The 23,938-nt window shown below is 66.2% G+C and carries 24 protein-coding genes; 7 read left to right on the top strand and 17 right to left on the bottom strand.

The genetic code is table 11. The features are described 5' to 3' along the window. Positions 1 to 111 precede the first annotated feature (111 nt). Together QOZ81_RS06870 and QOZ81_RS06865 are read left to right on the top strand one after the other, a co-directional pair. Positions 112 to 843: an ABC transporter ATP-binding protein gene (locus QOZ81_RS06870; RefSeq protein ID WP_291199620.1), complete on the top strand. Its 732-nt coding sequence runs from the start codon at positions 112 to 114 to the stop codon at positions 841 to 843. Between the two features lie 38 nt (positions 844 to 881). Next, positions 882 to 1,550, top strand: coding sequence for a carbonic anhydrase (locus tag QOZ81_RS06865; RefSeq protein WP_291199623.1), 669 nt, complete (start codon positions 882 to 884; stop codon positions 1,548 to 1,550). Positions 1,551 to 1,630: 80 nt separating this feature from the next. Here QOZ81_RS06865 and era read toward each other — a convergent pair whose 3' ends face one another. From era to QOZ81_RS06845, 4 genes are read right to left on the bottom strand one after another with little or no spacing between them, the layout of a single operon-like run. Beyond that, the gene (gene era, locus QOZ81_RS06860; protein WP_291199626.1) at positions 1,631 to 2,548 is read right to left on the bottom strand and encodes a GTPase Era; all 918 of its coding nucleotides are present in this window, start codon (positions 2,546 to 2,548) and stop codon (positions 1,631 to 1,633) included. Further along, a complete protein-coding gene (gene lpxA, locus QOZ81_RS06855; RefSeq protein ID WP_291199629.1) occupies positions 2,541 to 3,326 on the bottom strand; it encodes an acyl-ACP--UDP-N-acetylglucosamine O-acyltransferase in 786 nt (261 codons plus the stop codon). The genes era and lpxA overlap by 8 nt, the downstream gene beginning before the upstream one ends. Continuing rightward, a complete protein-coding gene (gene fabZ / locus QOZ81_RS06850) occupies positions 3,323 to 3,793 on the bottom strand; it encodes a 3-hydroxyacyl-ACP dehydratase FabZ (protein WP_291199632.1) in 471 nt (156 codons plus the stop codon). Before fabZ ends, lpxA begins: the two co-directional genes overlap by 4 nt. Positions 3,794 to 3,842: 49 nt before the next feature. Next, a complete protein-coding gene (locus tag QOZ81_RS06845) occupies positions 3,843 to 5,555 on the bottom strand; it encodes an HD domain-containing phosphohydrolase (protein ID WP_291199635.1) in 1,713 nt (570 codons plus the stop codon). Here QOZ81_RS06845 and QOZ81_RS06840 point away from each other — a divergent pair. Together QOZ81_RS06840 and speD are read left to right on the top strand one after the other, a co-directional pair. Next, positions 5,536 to 6,831, top strand: coding sequence for a class I SAM-dependent RNA methyltransferase (locus tag QOZ81_RS06840; protein ID WP_291199638.1), 1,296 nt, complete (start codon positions 5,536 to 5,538; stop codon positions 6,829 to 6,831). The two genes, QOZ81_RS06845 and QOZ81_RS06840, sit on opposite strands and share 20 nt — an antisense overlap. Further along, entirely contained in the window at positions 6,828 to 7,187 is a 360-nt protein-coding gene (gene speD / locus QOZ81_RS06835; RefSeq protein ID WP_291199640.1) for an adenosylmethionine decarboxylase, read from the top strand. Before QOZ81_RS06840 ends, speD begins: the two co-directional genes overlap by 4 nt. Here the strand turns inward: speD and QOZ81_RS06830 are convergent. The 4 genes from QOZ81_RS06830 to QOZ81_RS06815 all read right to left on the bottom strand — a co-directional run bounded on the left by QOZ81_RS06830 (position 7,129) and on the right by QOZ81_RS06815 (position 10,207). Continuing rightward, positions 7,129 to 7,680 carry a methylated-DNA--[protein]-cysteine S-methyltransferase gene (locus QOZ81_RS06830; protein WP_291199643.1) on the bottom strand — a complete coding sequence of 184 codons (552 nt, stop codon included), beginning with the start codon at positions 7,678 to 7,680 and terminating at the stop codon, positions 7,129 to 7,131. The genes speD and QOZ81_RS06830 overlap by 59 nt on opposite strands. Continuing rightward, entirely contained in the window at positions 7,677 to 9,092 is a 1,416-nt protein-coding gene (locus QOZ81_RS06825) for a DNA-3-methyladenine glycosylase 2 (RefSeq protein ID WP_291199646.1), read from the bottom strand. The genes QOZ81_RS06830 and QOZ81_RS06825 overlap by 4 nt, the downstream gene beginning before the upstream one ends. 59 nt (positions 9,093 to 9,151) lie before the next feature. Continuing rightward, the gene (locus tag QOZ81_RS06820) at positions 9,152 to 9,664 is read right to left on the bottom strand and encodes a methylated-DNA--[protein]-cysteine S-methyltransferase (RefSeq protein WP_291199649.1); all 513 of its coding nucleotides are present in this window, start codon (positions 9,662 to 9,664) and stop codon (positions 9,152 to 9,154) included. Positions 9,665 to 9,736: 72 nt separating this feature from the next. After that, positions 9,737 to 10,207, bottom strand: a complete 471-nt coding sequence (locus QOZ81_RS06815; RefSeq protein WP_291199652.1) for a methylated-DNA--[protein]-cysteine S-methyltransferase — start codon at positions 10,205 to 10,207, stop codon at positions 9,737 to 9,739. Between the two features lie 25 nt (positions 10,208 to 10,232). Between QOZ81_RS06815 and QOZ81_RS06810 the strand changes: the two genes are divergently transcribed. The 3 genes from QOZ81_RS06810 to QOZ81_RS06800 all read left to right on the top strand — a co-directional run bounded on the left by QOZ81_RS06810 (position 10,233) and on the right by QOZ81_RS06800 (position 14,630). Beyond that, positions 10,233 to 11,042 (top strand): menaquinone biosynthetic enzyme MqnA/MqnD family protein, encoded by an 810-nt coding sequence (locus QOZ81_RS06810; RefSeq protein WP_291199655.1) that lies wholly within the window; start codon positions 10,233 to 10,235, stop codon positions 11,040 to 11,042. Positions 11,043 to 11,072: 30 nt separating this feature from the next. Next, the gene (gene pepQ, locus QOZ81_RS06805) at positions 11,073 to 12,383 is read left to right on the top strand and encodes a Xaa-Pro dipeptidase (RefSeq protein ID WP_291199658.1); all 1,311 of its coding nucleotides are present in this window, start codon (positions 11,073 to 11,075) and stop codon (positions 12,381 to 12,383) included. Positions 12,384 to 12,461: 78 nt separating this feature from the next. Beyond that, entirely contained in the window at positions 12,462 to 14,630 is a 2,169-nt protein-coding gene (locus tag QOZ81_RS06800; RefSeq protein WP_291199660.1) for a S9 family peptidase, read from the top strand. Here QOZ81_RS06800 and QOZ81_RS06795 read toward each other — a convergent pair. From QOZ81_RS06795 to QOZ81_RS06755, 9 genes are all read right to left on the bottom strand, one after another. Beyond that, positions 14,627 to 15,889 (bottom strand): MFS transporter, encoded by a 1,263-nt coding sequence (locus QOZ81_RS06795; RefSeq protein ID WP_291199663.1) that lies wholly within the window; start codon positions 15,887 to 15,889, stop codon positions 14,627 to 14,629. The two genes, QOZ81_RS06800 and QOZ81_RS06795, sit on opposite strands and share 4 nt — an antisense overlap. A gap of 85 nt (positions 15,890 to 15,974) precedes the next feature. Further along, on the bottom strand, positions 15,975 to 16,397 hold the full coding sequence (locus QOZ81_RS06790) for a CBS domain-containing protein (RefSeq protein ID WP_291199666.1): 423 nt from the start codon (positions 16,395 to 16,397) through the stop codon (positions 15,975 to 15,977). A gap of 10 nt (positions 16,398 to 16,407) precedes the next feature. Then, positions 16,408 to 17,112, bottom strand: coding sequence for an ABC transporter ATP-binding protein (locus QOZ81_RS06785; protein WP_291199669.1), 705 nt, complete (start codon positions 17,110 to 17,112; stop codon positions 16,408 to 16,410). Continuing rightward, positions 17,105 to 17,824 (bottom strand): ABC transporter ATP-binding protein, encoded by a 720-nt coding sequence (locus tag QOZ81_RS06780; protein ID WP_291199672.1) that lies wholly within the window; start codon positions 17,822 to 17,824, stop codon positions 17,105 to 17,107. The genes QOZ81_RS06785 and QOZ81_RS06780 overlap by 8 nt, the downstream gene beginning before the upstream one ends. Further along, a complete protein-coding gene (locus QOZ81_RS06775; protein ID WP_291199675.1) occupies positions 17,824 to 18,873 on the bottom strand; it encodes a branched-chain amino acid ABC transporter permease in 1,050 nt (349 codons plus the stop codon). Before QOZ81_RS06775 ends, QOZ81_RS06780 begins: the two co-directional genes overlap by 1 nt. A 9-nt stretch (positions 18,874 to 18,882) precedes the next feature. Then, the gene (locus tag QOZ81_RS06770; RefSeq protein WP_291199678.1) at positions 18,883 to 19,752 is read right to left on the bottom strand and encodes a branched-chain amino acid ABC transporter permease; all 870 of its coding nucleotides are present in this window, start codon (positions 19,750 to 19,752) and stop codon (positions 18,883 to 18,885) included. A 105-nt stretch (positions 19,753 to 19,857) separates the two neighbouring features. Beyond that, the gene (locus QOZ81_RS06765; protein ID WP_291199681.1) at positions 19,858 to 21,003 is read right to left on the bottom strand and encodes an ABC transporter substrate-binding protein; all 1,146 of its coding nucleotides are present in this window, start codon (positions 21,001 to 21,003) and stop codon (positions 19,858 to 19,860) included. A gap of 143 nt (positions 21,004 to 21,146) precedes the next feature. Beyond that, entirely contained in the window at positions 21,147 to 22,445 is a 1,299-nt protein-coding gene (locus tag QOZ81_RS06760) for a hypothetical protein (RefSeq protein ID WP_291199684.1), read from the bottom strand. 366 nt (positions 22,446 to 22,811) lie between these two features. After that, positions 22,812 to 23,921, bottom strand: a complete 1,110-nt coding sequence (locus QOZ81_RS06755) for a 6-phosphofructokinase (RefSeq protein WP_291199687.1) — start codon at positions 23,919 to 23,921, stop codon at positions 22,812 to 22,814. Between the last annotated feature and the right edge of the window lie 17 nt (positions 23,922 to 23,938).

Raw genomic sequence — 23,938 nt, 5'->3', positions numbered from 1 at the left:
CGGAAAACGGAGGAATCCAGGATTGTAGCGGGAATTATTTCCAAGCCCTAAACGGGTTCGCACACATCTGCGAAGATAGATGGGGCTCCTGCGCGGCCCCTTGAGGTCTTCATGTCCGACGCCCCCCTGATCCGACTCACTAACATCACCAAGGTCTATCAGATGGGTGATATGGAAGTGCGGGCCCTGGACGGTGTGTCCATGGAGATCGCCCGTGGGGAGTACGTGGCCATCATGGGGCCCTCGGGCTCCGGCAAATCCACGATGATGAACGTCATCGGCTGCCTGGACACCCCCACCGATGGCACCTATGAGCTGAATGGCAAGCTGGCCTCGGCCATGACGGACGACAACCTGGCCCAGATCCGCAACGAGGAGATCGGCTTCGTCTTCCAGACCTTCAACCTCCTGGCCCGCACCACCTCGCTGCAGAACGTGGAGCTGCCCCTGATCTACGCGGGCAAGACCCCCGCCGAGCGGCACGAGATGGCCCAGAAGGCCCTGGAGAACGTGGGCCTCGGCACCCGCAGCGACCACATGCCCAACCAGCTCTCCGGTGGTCAGCGCCAGCGCGTGGCCATCGCCCGGGCCCTGGTGAACGACCCCTCCATCCTCCTGGCGGACGAGCCCACGGGCGCCCTGGACTCCAAGACCAGCATCGAGATCATGGCCTTGTTCGAGGAGTTGTACCAGAAGGGCAACACCATCATCCTCGTGACCCACGAGGAGGACATCGCCCGCCATGCCCACCGCATCGTGAAGCTGCGCGACGGCAAGATCATCCACGATGAGCCGAACACCCCGATCACCCCCGAAGAGCACCTGGCCAACCTGAGCCTATAGGCGTGATGACAGGACCTGACCTCCGGTAGAATCTTCGGATGCAGAAGCTCGTCCAAGGCATCCACCACTTCCAGACCCAGATCTTCAGCTCCCACAAAGAGCTGTTCGAGCGTCTGGACCAGGACCAGACCCCCGAGACGCTGTTCATCACCTGCTCGGACTCGCGCATCAGTCCGAACCTGATCACGCAGACCCAGCCCGGGGAGCTCTTCATTCTCCGCAACGTGGGGAACCTGATCCCGCCCTACGAAAGCATGGGCGGCATGGCGGCCGGCATCGAGTTCGCCGTGGCCAGCCTCCAGGTGAAGGACATCATCATCTGCGGCCACTCCAACTGCGGGGCCATGAAGGCCCTGCTGGAACCCGAGACGGTGGGCGAGCTGCCGGCCACCAAGGCTTGGCTGGCCCATGCCCGGACCACCGAACGCATCATCTGGGAGAGCTACGGGCACCTCAAGGGCAACGAGCTGCTCCACGCCACGGTGGAGGAGAACGTCCTCGTCCAGCTGGAGAACCTGCGCCGACACCCCGCGGTGGCCAAGGCCATGGCGAACGGCATGCTGCATCTCCACGCCTGGTACTACAAGATCGAGACCGGGGAAGTCTTCGCCTTCGATCCCGGGCGTGGGCAATACGTCTCGGTCACCGGCACGGAGGGCCTCGCCCCGCTGAACGAGGAACACCGGGCGACGGATCTCTCGATTTAGCCGACCGCCGGATCGCGAAGCGGCCTGCGGGGCTGGCCAGCGCAGCGAGGCTCCGGCGAGGAGGCTATGCCGCCGTCGGGCTAGATGGACAATCGGTCCAGCCGTTCCGGCCGGTCTCGCCAGCCCTCGTCCACCTTCACGAAGAGCTCCAGGCGCACGGGACGCTGGAGCAGCTTCTTCAGCTCGCGCTGGGCGCTCTGGCGGATGTCCTTGATCATCTCGCCGCCGCTGCCCAGGAGGATCTTGCGGTGGCCATCCCGATCCACCAGGATCTGGGCCGCGATGAGGACGCCCTCGGGGCCGAGATCCTCGGGATAGTCCTCATGGCCCGGCTCCAGCCACTGCTCGATGAGCACCGCCACGCCGTGGGGCACTTCCTCGCGGGTCTTGCGGAGCACCTTCTCCCGGATGAACTCGGAGGCCAGGGAGCGCTCGGTCTGGTCCGTGAAGACCTCCTCGTCGTGGAGCCAGCCGGGCTGGGTCGCATCCCGCTCCAGGATGGTCCAGAGGGGGTCCAGGTTCAGGCCCATCTTGGCGCCGATGGGGACGATCTCCTTGAAGGGGAGCAGGTCCTTGTAAGTGGCGATCTTCTCCAGCAGGCGGCCCTTGGACAACAGGTCGATCTTGTTCAGCAGCAGGTAGGTGGGGCGGCCCAGCTTCCGGAGGCGCTTGGCCAGGGCATGCTCGCCGGTGCCCAGGTAGTCGTCCGCGTCCACGACCCACAGCAGGAGGTCAGCCTCTTCGAGGGCCTGCTCCACGTGGGCCATCATGCGCTCGTTGAGGGCGTGCTTGGGCAGGTGGATGCCGGGGGTGTCCAGGAAGGCCAGCTGCACGTCACCGCGATCCACGACACCGAGGACGCGGGTCCGGGTGGTCTGGGGGATCTGGCTGGTGGCCGCCAGCTTCTGGCCCAGCAGGGCGTTCAGCAGGGTGGACTTGCCGGCGTTGGGAAGGCCGATGATGGCGAGGGTCGCGTGGCGGCGCGTGGGCTCAGCCACGGTGCACGCCCCGCTTGGCCTCTCGGATGAAGGTCAGCAGGTAGACGACCTCGGCGATGTGGCCCACTTCCTTCTCGGTCTGGGCCATGGCCTCTTCCCGCAGGAGCCCCGCGTGGAAGAGCAGGCGGTGGGCCTTCTTCAGGCCTTCGACCACCTCGACGGGGAAGCCCTTCCGCTGCAGGCCGATGGTGTTCACGCCGTAGCTCTTGGTATCCCGGGCGCCGGCCGTCTTCATGAAGGGCAGCACGTCCTGGGTGGCCACGGTGAAGCCGCCCATGAAGGCATGGTGGCCCACCCGGCAGAACTGGTGCACCGCCGAGAAGGCGCCGATGTTGCAGCCGTCGCCCACCTCCACGTGCCCCGCCAGCGTGGCGCAGTTGGCGAAGATGTTCTTGTGGCCCACATGGCAGTCGTGGGCGACGTGCGAGCCCGTCATCAGGAAGTTGTCATCGCCCATGGTGGTCAGCCCGCCGCCGCCCTCGGTGCCCCGGTGGAGGGTGCAGCCCTCGCGGATCACGTTGCGGTTCCCCACCTGCAGGCGCGTGGGGGCACCCTTGAACTTCAGGTCCTGGGGGCCCATGCCCAGCGTGGCATGGGGATAGATGTCGTTGTCCTCACCGATCTCGGTATGGGGGCCGATGACGACGTGGCTGCGCAGCAGGGTACGGGCACCGATGACGGCATTGCCCTCGATGACACAGAAGGGGCCCACGACGACCCCCTCGCCCAGTCGGGCCTCCGGGCTCACCACGCTGCTCGGATGGATCTGTGCGCTCATTGTCCCTCTCCCTCCGCCAGGTCCATCAGCATGGACATGAATTCGGCCTCGGCGACCTTCTGGCCGTCCACGAAAGCCTCGCCCCGCATCTTGCAGATGCGGCCCTTGAACTGGACCACCTTCACTTCCATGACCAGCTGATCGCCGGGGAGCACGGGTTTCCGGAATTTCACCGCGTCGATGCCCATGAAATAGATCACCTTGCGGGCGCGATCCTCGTATTCCTGCATGAGGAGACAACCGCCGGTCTGAGCCATGGCCTCCACGATGTAGACGCCCGGGAACACCGGCCGGCTGGGGAAGTGCCCCTGGAAGACCGCCTCGTTGAAGCTGACGTTCTTCAGGCCCCGGATCCACGCCTTGGGCTCGAAGTCCAGGATCCGGTCCACCAGGAGGATCGGATAGCGGTGGGGCAGCAGGTCCATGATCCCCTGCAGATCGATTGTGCGTGGTTCGCGTTCAGACATGGACACTCCAATTCTCTAGCCTACCGTCTCCGGCCTCCTGCCTCCAGCCTTAGCCCCGAGGCACAGTCCGTTCAAACACTTTGGCTTCCATGAACAAGTCCAGCAGGGGCCGGTCGAGGGCCCCCTCGCGGGCCTCCTCGTCCAGGATGGCCAGGCTGCGCTCCAGGGGCACGGCACCCTTGTAGGGCCGGTCCCGGGCGGTCAAGGCGTCGAACACGTCGGCGATGGCCATGGCGCGGCTCTGGACCGGGATTCCGGCGGCCCCGAGTTGACGGGGATAGCCCCGGCCGCTCAGGCGCTCGTGGTGGGCATAGGCGATCTCCGGCACGCCCGCCAGGTCCTTGGTCCAGGGGATGCGCTCCAGGAACCGGAAGGTGTGGGTGACGTGGCTCTCGATCTCGAGCCGCTCGGCCTCGGAAAGGCTGCCCCGCCGGATCCGCAGGCTGGCCATGGACTCCGGCTCCACCACCTCCCGGCGCTCGCCACTCCAGTGGGTGAAGGTGAGGGTCTCCAGCAGGCCCAGGCCCTCGGCCACCTCCTGCGCCATGACCGTGGGCTCGTTGCTCTGCCGGATGAGGTGCATGAGCCGCTCGGTCTCCACCTGGCGGTCGCGGATGATCTGCTCCCATCGGTCGCCATCGAAGGAATGACCCACCCGCCAGGACTGGGACAGCAGGTCCAGGGCCTCCTCCAGCTCCCGCTGCCGCAGACGCTGGAGGATGAGCTCCAGCTGGCTGGGGTCCAGCTTCTTGGCCTTCACCAGCACCTGCTCGCGCACGCCCACTTTGCCGAAATCGTGGAGCAGGCTGGCGTACCGGATCTCCCGGAGCTGGCGGTCTGTGAACAGCAGCTCGCCGTAGGTCCCGTTGGGCGTGGCGTTGACCGCCTCGGCCAGGCCCACGGTCAGGTCCGCCACGCGGCCCGAGTGGCCACTGGTGACTGGATCGCGGGCCTCGATGGCCGTCACCGAAGCCGCCACGAAGCCCTCGAAGAGCTGCTCGATCTCCAGGCGCAGCTGGGCGTTCTTCACGGCCACGGCGGCCTGGCCGGCCAGACTCTGGGCCAGGTTCTGGTCTTCGGAGGAGAAGGTTCCGGCGCCTGCGGAATCGTCGTCCAGGCGGTTCAGCAGCTGGAGGATGCCCAGCACCTGACCCCCGGTGTCCAGCATGGGCACCACCAGCACCGAGGTCGTGCGGTAGCCCGCCTGCCGGTCGAAGCTGTCGTTGAACCGGTAGGGGGCTTCCTCCGGGATGTGATAGACGTCCCGGATGTTCAGGCTCTCGCGGGTCAGGGCGACGAAGCCGGCCAGGGTCCGATCGGAGACCGGCATCACGATGCGGTGGAAGGGCAGCTTCACCCGGGCGTTCTGCGTGTGGGCGAAGAGCAGGTCTCGCCGCTCCCCTTCTCCCGAGAGGAGGTAGATGGAGCCGGCCTCGGCCTTGAGCAGTTCCCGGGCCTTGGTGAGGATGAGGTCCAGCAGCCGGTCCAGGTTCTGCTCTGAGACCAGGGCCCGGCCCACCTCGTGGAGCCGCTCCATGGATTGCCGATCCTTGGCCCGCTCCCAGCCCGCCTTCGTGAGGGCCAGGGCCGCCTCGGCCCCGGGCCAGGTCCCGCAGCCCGCGAACTGCCCGTCTCCCGCCAGGCCGAGCACCACGTCCGCCGGGGCCTCATCCACGAAGACCAGGGCCCCGCGCATCTCCCCGGCAACGCAATCCAGGAGGGTGTTACGGTGCTCTGGGGGGATGGCGACGGTGAAGCGCAAGGCGGAATCAGGCTCCAGAAAGGTCGATGCAGGCTCTGGGACGAAGAAGGTGCCGCCAGCATATCGGAATTCCCCTTCCCGCAAGGAAGCCTGGCGGGGCCCCATCGAACGGCTGGCCTGGGGCGGCATGGGCGTGGGCCGTTCCGAGGATGGCCGCCTGCTGCTGCTGGAGGCACCCCTGGCCCTCTTCCCGGGCGAGGTCGTCGAGGCCGAGGTCATCTGGAAGGCCCGGCACGGCGAAGGCCGCATCACCCACTGGGTCACCCGGGATCCCCGCCGGGCCCAGGCCACCTGCCCCGTCGCGGAGTCCTGCGGCGGCTGCGAGCTGTGGGAGGCGGGCCGGCACACCTCGGAGCTAAAGCGCCAGATGGTCGCTGACCTGCTGCGCCGCCAGGTGGGAGAGGGCGTGCCCTGGACCTGGCACCCGGCCCCGGACACGGCCCGCCGCCATCGCATCCAGCTCCACTGGGACGGCGCGGAGCTGGGCTACTTCAAGCGGCATAGCCACGCCCTGGTCCCGGTCACGGAATGTCCCGCCGCGGCCCAGCCCCTGTCGCATGCGATTCCGCGGCTCCTGGCCGCACTGGATGGCCGCGCCCTGCCCGCCCGCCCCGGCCGCTGGGAGCTGTCCACGGGCACTCCCGCCGACACCGTGTGGGCCACCGACGAGCGGGGACGCACCTGGATCCTGGAGCCGGATGGCTGGCACCGCAACGCCGAGCCCATCCGCCACCGCCTGGGTGACGCCACCTTGCAGCATGAGCCCGGCGCCTTCTTCCAGGTCAGCCCGCCCTGGGCCGCGGAGGCCTTCGGTGGCCTCCTGAAGTCCTGGGAGGTGAAGGGGCACACCCTGTATGACCTCTACGGCGGAGTCGGCCTCTTCTCGGCCATGCTGGGCGACCGCTTCAGCCATCGGGTCCTGGTCGAATCCGGCGAAACGGCCGTGGCCTGGGCCCGGCGCAACCTGGAGGCCGCAGGGCTTCCCGCCGAATGCCTGGTGGCGGATGTGGCGGCCTGGGTGCCCGAAGGCCTGGGCGTTCCGGAGGATGTGATCCTCCTGGACCCGCCACGGGCGGGGCTCGAAGCAACCCTCTGCGACCGCCTCGCCACCGCGGGCGCCGGCACCCTGGTGCTGGTGGGCTGCGATGGCGCGGCCTTCTGCCGCGACGTGAAGCGCCTGTCCGGGGCCTGGAGCCTCGATCAGCTGGCCGTGCTCGATCTCTTCCCCCTCACCAGCCTCGTGGAGTGCGTGGCCCTGATGACGAAGCGCCCATGACGGCCCTGGGCCATCACCTGCTGGCCGAGTTCACCGGCTGCGACGCCGCCTCGCTGGCGGACCTGGAACGGGTCACCTCCGCCATGCTCCAGGCTGCGGAAGCCTCCGGCGCCACCATCGTCACCCACAGCTTCCACCACTTCAGCCCCCATGGCGTGAGCGGCGCCGTGATCATCGCCGAGAGCCACCTGGCCATCCACACCTGGCCCGAACACGGTTTCGCCGCCGTGGATTTCTTCAGCTGCGGCAAGGTGGACATGGACCGGGGCTTGGCGGTGCTGAAGCAGGCTTTCGGCGCTACCGCAGAGACCCGGCTCGAACTGGAGCGCGGTCCCCTGGGAACAGTCCGGGTCTGAGCGCGCCTTCCAGCCGCAGCAACCGCTCCTTCATGGCCAGTCCGCCTGCGTAGCCCGTGAGGGTGCCATTGGCACCGATCACCCGGTGGCAGGGCACCAGGATGGACACGGGGTTGGCGCCGTTGGCCCGACCCACGGCGCGGCTGAGGTTCGGATCGCCCAGCTCGGCCGCCAGCTGACCGTAGCTGCGGGTCTCGCCGAAGGGGATGCGCTGGAGGCCCGCCCACACCCGCTGTTCGAAGGGACTGCCGTGCAGGCGGAAGAGGATGTCGAAGGCCTTGCGCCCTCCCGAGACATAGGCTTCCAGCTGCTCGTGGAGGCGATCCACCACGGCGGCATCCAGTCGGGATGCGGGGCCCAGTCGGGCCACCTTCGCCAGCAGGGCCTCCCGGAATTCGTGATCCGCAAAGCCCAGGTAGATCACGGCGCCCTCGGCGTCGAAGGCCGCCTGCACGGGGCCGAGGGAGGTATCGATCAAGCGGATGCCATTCATGCGGGAGTTCCTTTCAAGCTGGACCAGAGGTGGAAGGTGGCGAGGCTGCGGTGGGGCGCGAAGGGCGCCATCAGGCGCAGCGTCTCCGCGGCATCCGGGCGCGTGTCGAGCTTGAACCAGCGCTGCAGGGCCAGAGTGAGGCCCGCATCCCCCACGGGCACGCAATCGCGGAAACCGAAGCCCCGCATCAGCGCGTACTGCGCCGTCCAGGGCCCGCAGCCCCGCAGGGCGAGCAGGTCTCGGGCCAGGCCCGTGGCCGTGGTCCGCCCTTCCAGGAGCAGCCGGCCCGAGGCCACCTCGGCGGCGGCATGCAGCAGGTACTCGGCCTTGCGGCGGGAGAAGCGCAGGGCCAGGAGCTCCTCGACCTGCAACCCGGCGATCCGGGCCGCATCAGGATGGGCGAAGAGGCCGCCTTCTACTGGGTCGCCCGCCAGCCGGATCAGGTCACGGCGCAGGGCGTAGGCGAAGGCCAGGTTCACCTGCTGCCCCAGGATCGCCCACACCAGGGCCTCGAAGGGATCCAGCGTGAGCAACACGCGCAGTCCCTCACGGCCCCGCGCCAGTCGGGGATGGGCCGTTTCGAAGGCGGAGGGATCGCCCTGCCAGCCCAGCAGGCGGAGGGCCGCACCATGGGCCGTCGCCATGGCGGCGGGACCCGTCGCCCCCTGCAGGGACACGTCCACGGCCTCTTCCTGAAAGGCCAGGCTGAGCACGGAAGGCTTGCCTTCGCAGAGGAAGGCCTTGTGCAGTCGCTTCCCGTCCACACGCTCGGACACGCTCTGGCCATCGCGACCGTGGAAGGCCAGCACGTCCTGCACCCGCAGGCCTGCGGGCATGGACAAGGTGAAGTGGTCCGAACCCAGCATGGTGCGGAAGGCGCCGGGGCTCAGTCCCGTCTGCCGGCGGAAGGCCTCGTGGAACCCCGACGCGCTTTCGTAGCCGGAGTCCATGGCCAGGTCCGTCAGCTCGCCCTGCCCCGCCGCGAGCCGGACGCAGGCCGACTGGATTCGGATGCGCTGGAGGAATGCCGCGGGCTGGAGGTGGACATGATCGCGGAACAGGTCCTTCAGCTTCGTGACGCCCACGCCGGCCGCCTCGGCCAGGGCCTCGACCTCGGGAAAGGCGGCCGGGTCCGCCACGGCCTGGGCCAGGGCGGATTCCAGTCGGGCCAGGTCAGCATCCTCGCCCCGGTAGAAGGCATCGGGGCGGCAGCGCTTGCAGGGACGGAGCCCCGCAGCCTGGGCGGCCGGTTCGTCCGGAAAGAACCGCACGTTGATGGCCAGGGGTTTCCGGGCGGGGCAGGAGGGCAGGCAGTAGATCCCGGTGGTGAGGACGCCCGTCAGGACCCTGCCGTTGAAGGAGGCGTCCTTCGCCAGGATCCGTTCGTAGAGGTGCTCATCCGACCAGCGCATGGCTTCATGCTACGGGCTCACGCCAGGGCCGTCCTCCGCTGGGCGGCGCCGGAATTTTTTCAATCCCAGGTGAGGGGCAGCCGCGGCTGGGGGGGGGACTTCGGCAGCACGCCTTCGAGGCGGAGGAGGAACTCCTTCATGTCCAGGCCACCACCATAGCCCACGAGGGAACCATCCGAGCCGATGACGCGATGGCAGGGGATCAGGATGGAGATGGGGTTGGCGCCGTTGGCCCGGGCAGCGGCGCGGATGCACTTCTCATCGCCCAGGCGGCGGGCCAGTTCCAGGTAGGAGATCGCCTGGCCGTAGGGGATTTTCAGGAGTTCCTTCCAGACCCGCCGCTGGAAGTCGGTGCCCTCCACGTGGGTGGGGATGTTGAAGTCCCGGAGGTTGCCGGAGAAATAGGACTCCAGCTGGCGCTTCAGGAAGGGGAGGCACTTCGGGGCCGGGCCCGGAGGTTCCGGGGGTGGCGCCCCATGGAACCGGATGAGCTGGAGCAGCTTCCCTTCGTCATCAAAGACGGCTCCCAGGTCCCCGACGGGTGAAACGATGGGATGGAAGGAACCAGGCATGGAACCAAGCATGTCAGAATCGCGGTTTTTTGGGATGACGAGTCAGCCTGGGCGGCAAATCGGGGGTGCCCATCACGCCCCGGGCTTGCGCCAGCCCAGGCCCGATTCGAGGTCCCGCAGGGCCTTGGGCAGGGGGCCCTCGCCCGGCAGGACCACCCTGTGGGCGGGGATCAGGAGGGCGATGGGATTGCTGGCACAGGCCATCACCACCACCTCCTCGTCGAGTCCCAGCCAGGCTGCGAAATCCGAGGGTTGCCGGGTCTGGCCGTAGGGGATGGTGCGCACCGTGTCCCAGATCCGCAGGTGGGAGGGCCTGCCCTGGGGGTCGAGCGGAACCGTGAAGGTGCGGAGGGTGCCGGCCAGGTAGGCATCGATCTGGCGATCCAGGAACCGCTTGGCCTCCCGCTGTTCCCTGGGCGGGAGGGGACTGGTCTTGCGGGGGTCGAAGCCTTCCAGCACCAGCTCCAGAAGCCGCCCCCGGCCATCAAAGGCGGCCCGCATGGGCCCCATCGGAGTGTTCAACTCGTAGTGCCAGAGGATCATGCGTGAATCATCGCATACTGAGGATATGACTGCCGCACCCTTCCGCCTGTCCATCATCGACTACCTCAACGCCGCCCCCCTGAACCACGGTTTCAAGCACGGGCTGGGCTGGGAGCACTTCCACCTGAAATTCCACTATCCCTCCGCCTGCGCCGACCGGCTGCGGGATGGCGAGGTCGACGCCGGCATCGTGAGCTCCATCGAATACCTGAGGATCCCGGATCTGCGCATCGTGCCGGGGCTCTGCATCGCCTCGCCCAAGCGCGTGCGGAGCGTGCTGATCCTGTCCAAGGTGCCGCCCGAGCAGATCCGCAGCCTGGCCCTGGACACCTCCAGCCGCACCAGCGTGGTCCTGGCCCAGCTGCTGCTGCGCGAGCGCTACGGCGTGACCCCCGCGGTGGTGGACATGGGACCCGATCTGCCCGCCATGCTGGAGGCGAACGATGCGGCCCTCATGATCGGCGACGCCGCCATGCGGGCGCCCAAACAGGGTCTCTTTGTCCTGGACCTGGCGGAGGAATGGCACGCCTGGACCGGCCTGCCCTTCGTCTTCGCCCTGTGGCTGGTCCGGAAGGATGCTGCGGAGCTGCCCGTACCGGGCGGCGTGGCCCCCTTCTTCCACAAGAGCCTGGAGATCGGCCTGGCCCAGCTGCCGGCCATCGTCGAGGAGGCCCGGCGCACCATCGGCTGGACCAAGATCGAGCTGCACGAGTACCTGACCGAGAACATCAGCTACACCCTGGGCGAGGCCGAACGGGAGAGTTTGGCCCTATTCTTCGAGAAGGCCGTCCGCCATGGCTTCGCCCCCGACATGAAGCCCCTGCGGTTCCTCTGATCCCCTGAACCCCCCACCTGGACACCTCACATGACCGACCTTGCCGCCCTCTTCCCCGCGCACATCGCCGAGCGCCAGCGCACCACGGCCGAGGCCCTGGCCCGGACCGGATACGAAGCCCTGGTCATCTCCAGCGGCAAGGCCTACACCCACTTTGCCGACGACCAAGAAGCCCCCTTCCACCCCACGCCCCACTTCGCCCACTGGTGCCCAGTGGCCGGCCCCCACCACGTCCTCGTGATCCGCCCCGGTCACCGTCCAAAACTGATCCGGTTCGCCCCCGAAGACTTCTGGTACGAGCAGGCCCCCCTGGGGAACCCCTTCTGGGCCTCGGCATTCGAGATCGAAGAGGCCGGGAACATCGACGAGGTCTGGAGCCGGCTGGGCACCCTGAGCCGCACCGCCTACATCGGCCCCGAGACGGACCGGGCCGAGACCGCAGGCCTCGAGCTGAACCCCGCCCCACTGACGGCCCACCTGGACTGGCACCGCACCACGAAATCGGCCTACGAGGTCCAGTGCATCGAGGAGGCCACGGTGCTGGCGGCCAGGGGCCACGACGCCGCCCGGGCCGCCTTCCTGGCGGGAGCCAGCGAGCTGGAGGTCCACCACGCCTACGTGCAGGCGGTGGGCATCGTGGACCATGAGATGCCCTACGGCAGCATCGTGGCCCTCAACGAGAAGGGCGCCATCCTGCACTACGAGGGCAAGCGCAAGGTGGGGAACGGCGCCGTGCTGCTCATCGATGCCGGCGCCCAGGTGCGCGGCTACGCCGCCGACATCACCCGCACGGTAGCCGCGCCCCGCTGCGACAGTCGCTTCGCGGCCCTCGTCGCGGGCATGGAGAAGATCGAGCTGCAGCTCTGCGATCTGGTGAAGCCGAAGATGCCCTATGGCGACCTCCACCACCAGGGGCACCTGCTCATCGCGGGCCTGCTGAAGGAGAGCGGCATCCTCCACGCCACGCCTGAGGAGGCCGTGGAAAAGGGCCTCAGCCGGCCCTTCTTCCCCCACGGCCTGGGCCACCACCTGGGGATCCAGGTCCACGACGTGGCCGGCCGCCAGGGCACGCCGGACGGGACGCCGGCCCCGCCCCCGCCCCAGCACCCCACGCTGCGCACCACGCGCGCCATCGACGCGGATCAGGTCTTCACGGTGGAGCCGGGCCTCTACTTCATCCCCATGCTGCTCCGCCCCTTCCGCGAGAACGAGCACAAGGCCAAGTTCGACTGGACCCTCATCGACGAGCTCACCCCCTGTGGCGGCATCCGGATCGAGGACAACCTTCTGGTGACCGCCGATGGGCACCGCAACCTCACCCGGCCCCACCTGCCCCTCTAGGCCGGTCGGCAGAGACCTGCGCGAGGCCCATGGAGGCCTCAATATGCGATATATATAAGGTCCCCTTCGGAGAGCGCCATGTCCTTCCGCGCCAGCTTGGCCTGCCTGATCCTTGTGCCCTGCCTGCTCGGCCAGGGGACGGAGCGCCTCACCCTCGAGGCCATCGCCCACCCCACCCTCAAGAAGACCTTCGTGGGGACGCCAGCCACCCGGCTGGAGTGGCTTCCCGATGGAGGGCTGATGCAGACCCGACGGGAGGGCGACCAGGTCACCCTCCTCCGACTGGACCCCGCCACCTGGGAATCCAAGCCGCTGATCGAGGCGGCTCCGCTGCAGGCGGCCCTGGTGGCCGCGGGGGCCACCGACGCGGATGCCCGGACCGCCCTCGGCCGGGGGAACCTCACCTGGAACGACGGCCGCAACGCCTTCCTGATCTCCGTGGCCGAGACGCTCTTCCATGTGGATGTGAAGGCCTCCACCGCCAGGCGCCTGGCGGGCGGCAAGCCCGACGAGCCCACCTTCAGCCCCGACGGCACCCAGGTGGCCTACCTGCGCGGAAACGATCTCTACCGCGTGGACGTGGCCACAGCCAGGGAGACCCGCCTGACCAGCGGGGGCAGCGAGACCGTCTTCAATGGCCGACTGGACTGGGTGTACCAGGAAGAGGTCTATGGCCGCGGCAGCTTCCGGGCCTTCTGGTGGTCGCCGGACTCGAGGCGGCTGGCCTACCTGAGCCTCGACGAGACCAAGGTCCCGGTCTTCACCCTCGTGGACGATCGCACCCAGCCCCAGCAGTTCGTGAAGGCCCGCTATCCCAAGGCCGGCGATCCCAACCCCACCGCCCGCCTGGGCGTGGTGGACCTGGATGGCCACACCGCGTGGCTGGAGGATGCCTACGCGGAACGGGAGACCCTCATCGTGCAGGTGGGCTGGGATCCGACCGGCCGCCTGCTCGCCGCCCATCAGGACCGGGTGCAGTCCTGGCTGGATCTCCGCCGCTACGAGGGCCCCGCCTCCTCGGTGCTGATCCGGGAGGAGCGGAAGGCCTGGCAGGAGCGCCTGCCCCTGCCCCTGTTCCTTCCCGACGGCACCTTCCTCTGGGAGTCCGAGCGGACAGGCCACCACCACGTCTACCGCTACGACCAGGGCGGGCGCCTGCTCGGCGCGGTCACTGCGGGCGACTGGGACGTCAGGAAGATCCATGGCGTGGATGCCAAGGGTCGCCTGCTCTACTTCGACGCCACCGAGCGCAGCCCCATCGGCCTGGACGTCTACCGCATCGGCCTGGATGGCAAGGGCCTGACGCGATTGACGGCCCAGCCCGGCACGCACCGGGTGAGGTTCAATGCAACCCGGACCGCCTTCCTGGACACCTGGAGCGACATCCATACCCCCGCGCAGCAGTCACTGCATGATGGTGCCGGGAAGCAGGTGCGCCTCATCGACGCCAACCCCAGCGAGAACCTGAAGAACCTGAAGCTGGGCGAGGTCCGGTTCCAGCAGGTGAAGACCCGGGACGGCTTCCCCATGGAGACGATGCTCGTGCTCCCAGTGGACTTCGATCCGTCGAAGAAATACCCGGTCTTCCAGCACACCTACAGCGGCCCGGCGGCGCCCACCGTGCGCAACGCCTGGAGCCGGGACATGCTCTGGTTCCAGTTCCTGGCCCAGCAGGGCATTGCCACCTGGATCTGCGACAACCGCAGCGCCTCCGCCAAGGGCTTGGCCAGCGCCTACGGCGTCCACCGGAACCTGGGCGTCCAGGAGCTGCAGGATCTGCTGGACGGCCATGCCTGGCTCAAGTCCCAGGGCTGGGCGGACATGGACCGCATCTGCCTGGATGGCTGGAGCTACGGCGGCTTCATGACCGCCTTCGCCCTCACCCACAGCAAGGGCTGGAAGCTGGGCATCGCCGGCGCCCCCGTGGTGGACTGGTCCCTCTACGACAGCATCTACACCGAGCGCTACATGGGGCTTCCTGCCGAAAATAAAGCCGGCTACGAGGCCAGTTCCGTGGTGAAGGCCGCCAAGGACCTCTCAGGGCGGCTCCTCATCCTGCACGGCACCCTGGACGACAACGTGCATCCCCAGAACACCGTGATGCTCATCGACGCCCTGCAGAAGGCCGGCAAGGACTTCGACCTGCGCCTCTACCCGGGCGCCGACCACGTGAGCGCCTTCGGCAGGCCCTGGCAGAATTGGGACATCGTCCGTGCCCGCTGGGACTTCATCTCCAGGTATCTCTAGTCCGCCTTCGCAGGCAGCATGCGGTCGTACGCCCACAGCAGCGCGGCCGTGAGCACGCCCACCCCGATGATCGTCCAGAGCATGCCGGTCGGCTGGTGTCTCACTTCTCCGAAGTGGTGCATCAGCTTCCCGCCGAACCAGCCGCCGATCAGCGAACCGAGGCCGATCGGAAGGAAAGCGAAGCCCATGTAGGTGCCCTGCTGCCCCGGGGGGGCCAGACGCGAGATGTACTCGTAGTAGCGCGGCGACTGCACGATCTCCCCGAGCGCGACGCAGACGAGCGTGATGATCACGCCGGTCACGGTCGGCATGAAGATCAGCACGATCCAGGCCAGGGAGGACATCAGGGTTCCCAGCGTGACGGCCTTCACGGACGCGATCTTCTGCGTGGCCAGGTTGATCAGGACCGTCAGCGAGATCACCGCCAGGGGACCGGTCATCAGCAGGAGCTCCGTGTCCGCCTTCGGGTCGATGTACTTCGCGACGTACAGGGGCAGCGTGATGAACTCCTGCCAGTACACCACCCAGTACCCCGTGAAGATCAGCAGGAACAGCATGAACTTCGGGTTCGAGATCACGGTGGCGAAGTTCCTGCCGGTTTCCGCCAGGGAAGGCGGTGGCGCATCGCCCTCCTTGCGCGGCTCCTTGAACATCATCAGCACCGCGAAGAACATCACGAACACGCTGACCGCGGCCACGCGGAAGACGTTCTCCACGCTCATGTGCCGGTGGACGTAGGACGCGACGAAGGGGCCGGCCGCGCCGCCGATGTTCACCAGCGTGTAGTAGATCGAATAGCCGATGGAGCGGACGTTGTCCTTCGAGGCCCGCGCCGTGGTCCCGACCACGGCCGGTTTCACCAGCGCGATGCCCAGGGCCGGCAGCATGAGCAGGAACGCGACCAGCACGCCGAGAGGCACCAGGCCTCGGATCGGCAGCATCCACGAGGAACCCAGCGACCCCAGCAGGAAATAGGAGCAGCTGAGGATCAGGTACGCCAGGGAGAGCGCCCGGCGGAAGCCGAGGCGGTCTGCGATGGCACCCCCGAAGGCCGCCAGGAACCAGACCAGCCCTCCGAAGAGGCCGGCCAGGCTGCTGGCATCCTGCGTCGGAAATCCGAGCGACTCGTTCAGGTAGCGAGCCAGGGAGGCGAAGGCCGCGTAGTACGAGAGGCGCTCGAAGAGCTCGCTGACGTTCGCCACCCAGAAGGGTCGTTCAAATCCTTCGCGGATGTCGCGCAGGCGCTGAGCTGGACTCAAGGTTCCTCCAGGAGCAGGGGATTGCCCTTCGATCTTCCCGGGGAACCGGAGGCAGGGTCAACCCACCCGCCCCGCCTGATGGTCCTTACCTGCCTGATTTCGCGAACTCCACGACGGCGCGGAGCATGTCGCCGACGGACATGATGCCCACGAGCTCGCCCTTGCCATCCACCACGCAGAGGCCGTAGAGCTTGTGGTCCAGGATGGCCTGGGCCGCGGTGGCGAGGTCCTCTTCAGGCGTGATGGTCCGAGGCGAGGGGTTCATCACGTCCTTGACCGGGGTCTTCGAGAGCAGGTAGTGGACTTCCCAGGTATCCAGGGAGGTGGCCTTCCCGGGTGTGTAGTCCTTGATCATCCGCTCCGTGATCAGTCCGGTGAACCGGCCCTTGGCCATGACGGGAAGGCGGCGGATGCCCTTCTCCTTCATGAGGTGGATGGCTTCGATGATCGAGGCGTCCTGATCGATGGTGATGGGGTTCTTGGTCATCCACTTTTCGACGGAAGTCATCGTCTGCTCCTTACATGCCCAGGAAGGCCTTCTTAATATGATCGTTGTTGAGCAGTTCGTCACCTTTCCCCGTGAGCACCACCCGGCCGGTTTCCATGACATAGGCCCGGTGAGAGATGCGGAGGGACTGGTAGACGTTCTGCTCCACCAGGAGAATGGTAACCCCCTCCTTGTTGATGCCGGTGATGATGTCGAAGATGTTCTTCACCAGCAGTGGGGAAAGACCGAGGGACGGCTCATCCAGCAGCAGGATCTTCGGGTTGGCCATGAGGCCCCGGGCGATGGCCAGCATCTGCTGTTCGCCGCCCGACATGGTGCCGCCCAGCTGCTTTTCGCGCTCCTTGAGCCTGGGGAACAGATCGAAGACCCAGTCGATGTTCTTCTGCCGGTCGGCCCGGGTCGCCTTGACGTAGGACCCCATGCGGAGGTTCTCCATCACGGTCATCTCGGGGAAGATGCGCCGGCCTTCAGGCACCTGGACCAGTCCCGCCTCGACCACATGATGGGACTGCATCTTGCCCAGATCCTTGCCCATGAAGGTGATGGTGCCCGAGCTCGGCTTGACCAGCCGGGAGATGTTCTTGAGGGTCGTGGACTTGCCGGCGCCATTGGCGCCGACGACGGTGACGATCTCCCCCTGGCTCACCACCAGGTCGACGTCCCAGAGCACCTTGAGGTCGCCGTAGGCGAAATTGAGCTTCTCGATCTTAAGCATGGGCTTCACCCAGGTAGGCGCTGATCACTTCGGGGTTGCTGACGACCTCCTGGGGGGATCCCTCCGTGAGCTTCTCGCCGGAGGTCAGGACGACGATCCGGTCGGAGATGCGCATGATGGCCTTCATGTCGTGCTCGATGACCATCTGGGTGAGACCGCGCTTCTTGATGTCGAGGATGAGCTGGATGATCTCCTCGCTCTCGGCCGGGTTCAGACCGCCCATCACCTCGTCCAGCAGCAGCAGCTTGGGCTGGGTGGCCAGGGCGCGGGCCACTTCCAGCTTCTTCCGTTCGCCGATGGGCAGACCGCCGGCGATGAAATCCGCCCGGTGCTCCATGCGGACCACCTTGATCTGTTCCATGGCCAGTTCCCGGGCGACCTTCAGGGACGACGTGCGCGCCAGGGCGCCCACCATGACGTTGTCCAGCACGGACAGCTTGGCCAGGGGCCGCACCTTCTGCCAGGTCCGCACCATACCCAGCATGCAGACCTTGTCCGGATCCAGTCCGTTCATGCGCCGGCCATCGAAGATGATTTCCCCCTTCGAGGGCGGGTAGTAGCCGGTGATGCAGTTGAAGAGGGTCGTCTTGCCGGCGCCGTTGGGCCCGATGAGGCCCATGATCATCCCCTCCTCCACGGAGAAGGAGACGTTCGAGTTGGCCGCCAGACCCCCGAAGAACTTGCTGACGTTCTTGATCTCCAGGATGGCCATCAGACCGCCTCCGGCTGCCGGCGCCTGGCCAGCTTCTTGATGAACCCCATGAGCCCGTCCGGCATGAAGAGGATGACCACGACCACGAGGATGCCGTAGAGCAGGACGTGGGCGTGGGACAGGTTGTCCTTCAGGAAGATCCCGAGTTTCGATTCCGCGTTCACCAGGCCGACCTTCACGAGCGCCTCGGTGATCATGTTGCTGCGCAGGGCCTCGGAGAGCGGTACCAGGACCAGGGATCCGAGCACAGGTCCCCAGAGCGTCCCCATGCCGCCGATGATGCAGATGAGCATGATCTGGACCGAGACATCCAGGCCGAGCACCGTCGGTGGATCCACGAACCCCACGTAGATGCCGTAGAAGCTGCCCGCCAGGGAGGTGAGCACCGCCGAGATGACGAGCGCGATGTTCTTGTAGAGGGAGATGGAGATGCCCAGCGAGTGGGCCGCATCCTGGTCCTCGCGGATGGCCTGAAAGAAGTACCCCAACTTGGAATGCTGGACCAGGTAAGTGACGGCGATGGTGAGCGCCACCAGGAAGAGGCCGATGTAGTAGAACGGCACCTTGGTGGCGAAGTCTGTGACGATGGTCCCGCCAATCTTGAAGGCAGGAAGTTCAGTGGCCAGGATGCCCTCGGCGCCGTTGGTCAGGGTGGTCAGGTTGATGGCCGACAGCCGGAGGATCTCCGCCACGGCGATGGAGGCCAGCACGAAGTAGGGGCCTCGCAGACGGAAGCAGATGCTGCCAATGGCCAGCGCCACCACGATCACCAGGGCCATGCCGGCCCACACCCCGAACCAGGGGGCGATCTGCCTGGTGTGCATGAGCATCATGGTGGTGTAGGCACCCACGCCGAAGTAGGCCGCATGACCGACGGAATGCTGTCCGGCATAGCCGCCGAGGATGTTCCAGCTCTGCCCCATCATCACGCTCATGAACAGCAGGATCATCATGTGGAGCGCATAGGGGCTGTCCACGAACCTCGGAATGATCAGGAGGCCGCCGAGGACCGCGAGAATGGCAATGGCCTTGAGGATGGTCTTGTTCACGGTGGTCTCCTAGGTCCGCGACTTGCCCATCAGGCCCGAAGGCTTGAAGAGGAGTACCAGCAGGAAGAGCACAAAGACGATCACATCCTTCCATCCCGAGGAGATGTAGACCGCGCTCATGGATTCGGTGACACCGATCAGGATTCCACCCAGCGTGGCGCCCACCACGCTTCCCATGCCGCCCAGCACCGTGATGACGAAGGCCTTGAGCGTGAAGACCCCGCCCACCTGGGGGAAGATGTAATAGGTCGGCGAGATCAGCGCGCCCGCCGTGCCCGCAAGGGCCGACCCGAGACCGAACGCGATGATCGACATGCGCTTGACGTTGATGCCCATGAGCTGGGCCGCATCCCGGTCCTGGGCCGTGGCGCGGATGGCCTGCCCCGTATCGGTCTTCAGGAGGAACCAGTACAGCGCCGCCGTGATGGCCGAGGTAATCAGGAAGGAGATCAGCAGGGGCGTGGACACCGAGACGCCGCCGCCCACCTGAATCGTGGACGAGGAGTAGGTCGTGGTGAGGATCTTGTAGTCCGACGTGAAGATCAGCATCACCGTGTTGCTCATGATGAGCCCGAGGCCGATGGTCAGGAGGATCTGGTTCTGGGCCAGCGCATTGAGCACCCGGTTGATGAACACCTTCTGGAGGAAGCCCCCGAAGAGGAACATGAGAGGGAACGTGATCAGCACCGAGACGAAGGGGTCGATGCCCAGCATCGTGAAGATGATGTAGGTGAGGTACATCCCGACCATCAGGATGTCTCCGTGGGCGAAGTTGATGACCCGCATCACCCCGAAGATCAGCGTGAGGCCGATGCCGATGAGCGCGTACACTCCGCCGATCAGGATGCCGCTGATGAGGGACTGCATGAAGACGGCCATGGGGGCTTGACCTCCAGGAATGAAACAAAAGTCCAGCTCAGCCGAATGCTTGCGCGGGGGCCCGGGAACGTGCGCGCAGCACGGATTTTCCGGGCAGATCCGCCATCACTTCCACTTGGGGAAGGGGTAGACCGGCTTCTTCGTGGCGAACTTGGCGGGCAGGATCGTCTCGTAGTTCCCGGCGATGATCTGCTGCACGAGCATCTGGTGGTTGTTCTGGTTCGTGAAGCCCTCGTAGTCCGCGAACTGCACTTCACCCATCACGCCGTTCCACTTGCCGGCCTTGAGCGCGTCGCGGGTCTTGGCCCGATCGCCCCCGGTGTGCTTCGCGGTCTCCGCCATGATCATCATCGATGCGTAGGCACAGGCTGCGTGGTAGGTGGGCTCCTTGCCGAACTTGGCCTTGTACCGGGCGCCAAAATCCTTCGCGCCGGGCCAGGTCACGTCATCGGTCCACTGGGTGCAGGAGATGACGCTCTCGGAGATGGCCTTCTCCCTGGCGAACTCGGCGGTCGTGAAGCCCGCGCCGGCGCCGAGGAAGGCCTGGGGCTGAAGCCCCACTTCCTTCGACTGCCGCATCAGCAGGATGGCGTCGGCCACGTAGGAGACCATGAAGACCAGATCCGGATTCTTCGACTTGATCTGGGCCAGGGTGGACCGGTAGTCCGCCGAACCCTTGGGATAGGAGACGTCCGATACCACCTGGATGCCCTTGGAGGCCACGTAGTCCTTCGCGGTCTTCGAGGTGGACGTGCCGAAATCCGTGTTCTCGTAGACGAAGGCGATGGACTTCGGCTTGCCCAGTGACAATGCCGCATCGATGAGGCTGGAGGCGTACTTGTCGGCCGGCGCGTTCATGCGGAAGACGTACTTCAGTCCCTGGCGCGTGATCTCCTCCTTGGCGGCAGCCGGGATGAGCAGCGACACCTTGTACTTCTCGGCCAGCTTCGCCACGGCGTTGGAACAGGCCGACGTGTAGGGGCCCACCACGCCGACCACGTTGTCCCGCGTGGCCAGCTTCTCCATGGCGCTCATGGAAATCTGGGGCTTGCCCGTGTCGTCCTCCCACACGAGCTGGAAGTTGATGCCCTTCTTCTTGAGATCCTCCTCCGCCAGCTTGATGCCGTTGGTGATGTTCTCGCCGATGGGCGCCTCGGGCCCGCTCATGGAGTTGATGACACCGATCTTCTGTGCCAGCAGGCACGGTGACAGCGCCAAAGTGACGCCAAAGGCCAAGAGGTGCTTGCGCATGGCTGCTCCTGAACAAAGAAGATATGGATGGGTGGTATTGGGAATTCTACACCCGTTGGCAAAAAAAACCACGGAGCCCATGGGTGGCAACCCAGGGGCTCCGTGGTTTTCAGGGCTGAAGGAATTCAGCTAGGAGAACTGACTCAGTAGGACCACATCAGGGAGGCGACGAGGCTGTTGCCGCCCTGCTCGCCGGTCTGGCCGGCGCGAGGAGCCAGGAAGTTCTTGCTGCGCATGACGTAGTCGAGCTTGATCTTGCCCGCGGACTGCTTGGTGGGGATGAACACGTAGTTGTAGCCCACGGTGATTTCGGTGTACTTCGGGCTGTAGTCGTTGCCAGTCGCCACGCCAGCGGTCGTGTTCTTGTAGGGGTTGAAGGCGGTATACCAGTTGTCCCCGGAGTTGTAGTTCAGCATGTCGTAGCGGCCGGTGATCCAGTGGTTGCCGAACTTGAGGGCGCCGTCCACCACGTAGCCGGTGAACTTCTGGTCCAGGTGCTCGCGCAGGGGCGCAGTGCCGGCGGCGGTGAAGAGGGTGGGGTAGCGGCGGCCCAGCAGGCCCGTGGCGTACTCAGCGCTCACCTGCCAGGTGGGGCAGTTGAAGGCGTAGTACACGCCCTCGAGGGTGGTCTTGTCCTTGTTGTCCTTGATCTGGGTGGCGGAAGGGGCTCCGACGGTCCAGGAGGCCGGAACAGCGGCCGCCGACATGGTGGAGTCCTTCAGGTTCGTCACGCCCTCGCGGTAGTAGGCACCAGCCTTGTGCTGGGACAGGAAGGTGCTCTCGAAGCGGAGGGTGAAGTCCTTCTGGGCGTTGCCGGAACCGGCCACGGTGTTCTCGTTGTTCTTGCCGCCGGCGCCGTCATCGGTGGTGCCGTTGGAGATGGCGAGGTTCAGCTTGCCCTGGAAGGCCTTCGCATCGCCGTAGGTGTAGCTGAACCAGAGGCCGCGGTCGCGGGCATCGGCGAAGCGGCGGTTGATCTGGTTGCGCTCGAAGAAGAGGATCTCGCGCGCGGCGACGAGGGTGGCCTCATAGGAGGTGGGCATCTTGAACTGGCCGGCCTTGACGTTGAAGCCGGGGGCGAAGGCCCAGGTCAGCACGAAGTCCTGCAGGACGTTGTTGGGGGCACCAGGGGCGGCGGCGTTGGAATTGTTCGGGTCGAACATGATGTTCCAGCTGATCGTGTCCGTGACCGTGCCGCTCAGGTAGACCTCAGAGCGCTTGACGGCGAAAGTGTTCTCCTGGAAACGGGAGTCGAGCGCGTAGTACTTGGAGGTATTCCCGGCCCCAGGTGCGGCTGTGGCATTCATGCGCAGGTTGTTGTCCATCATCTGGGTGGCCCAGAACTCGAGGAGGACGCCATCCAGCTTGATGGTGGGGGTCTGGGCCGAGGCGAACCCGGCGGTGAGCAGCGCGGCGATGCCGGCGATGCGGGAGATCTTCATAGGTGTTCTCCTTAGAGGGAGGGTTGGGGGGCGAGGGGAGGAGCAGGCAAAGGGCGGTCTGACCAACGGACCAATCTGCCTTAGGGGGAACTGTCGAGTTCAAGCTAAACGGGCCTCAGGATGGCGTCCATCAAAAAACCCTGAAGGTTCCCACCCTTGTGATGCAACGCACAAAAGGGTATCCAGGTCCCGGTGAATTCGTGGAAACAAGGATGTTACGAATTGATGCCCAAACAAATCAATCGACCGCTAAATCTCTGTCGGCACTGAGTTCATTTTCGTCATCGCCTTGGAAAAAAATCTGCATCCACAAGGATCCGGACTGGTTGCAGAACCCCTGGTCCTGATTCGACATGAAAAAACCCGCTAATCGCCGAAGGCGATCCCCAGGTCCCGCCCGGTCTGCAGGGTGTCGCAGTCCAGCGGCACGGCCTTCATGCGGCCCGCGACCTCCTCGAGCGGCACGTAGTTCACACCCGCGAGGGCCAGGGCCACCATGATGCCGTTCTGGCCCTCCTCCAGGGCCCGCACGGCGGCCGTGCCGAAGCGCAGGGCCGCGAGTCTGTCGAAGCTGGTGGGGCGGCCGCCGCGCAGCAGATGCCCCAGGACCACCACCCTGGACTCCTTGCCCGTGCGGGCCTGCAGTTCCTTGGCGACCCACTCGCCGATGCCGCCCAGGCGCTCGGCGTGTCCGACCTCGGCCTGCTCCAGCACCGAGCGGTGGCCGTGCGCGGGGGTGGCGCCCTCGGCCACCACCACCAGTGAGTACATGCGCCCCACCTGGTCGCGCGCCCGGATCTTGGCGGCGACCTTGTCCAGGTCGAAGGGGATTTCGGGAATCAGGATGGCGTGGGCGCTGCCGGAGATGCCCGAATTCAGGGCGATCCAGCCCGCGTAGCGCCCCATCATCTCCACCACGAACACCCGCTGGTGGCTCTCGGCGGTGCTATGCAGGCGGTCCAGGCATTCCGTGGCGAATCCCACGGCCGTATCGAAACCGAAGGTGGTGTAGGTCTTGTCGAGGTCGTTGTCGATGGTCTTCGGGACACCCACCACCCGCAGCCCCTTCTGGAAGAGGGCATGGGCAATGGTGAGGGAGCCATCCCCTCCGATGGAGATCAGGGCATCCAATTCCTTGCGCGCGAAGCACTCCAGGATCTCGTCCGTCCGGTCCACGTCCTTCACCGAGCCGTCCGGCATCTTCATGGGGAAGTGCAGCGGGTTGCCCTTGTTGGTGGTGCCGAGGATCGTGCCCCCCAGATGGCCGATGCCCCGCACGCGATCCCGCGTCAGGCGGAACACGCCCCCTTCCGGAAAGCGTTCGGGAAAGAGGATGCCGTTGAAGCCCTCCCGGATGCCATAGCACTCCCAGCCGCGGTTGGAGGCGGCGATGACCACGGCGCGGATGACGGCGTTGAGGCCAGGGGCGTCGCCGCCTCCGGTGCAGATGGCGATGCGTCGGATGGGATTGGACATGGCGGCACTTCCTGGAT

The sequence above is a fragment of the Geothrix sp. genome, from assembly GCF_030219325.1.
Taxonomy (GTDB): Bacteria; Acidobacteriota; Holophagae; order Holophagales; family Holophagaceae; genus Geothrix.
The sequence above is the reverse complement of the archived record's forward strand: the minus strand, read 5'-3'. Positions and strand labels throughout refer to the sequence as shown.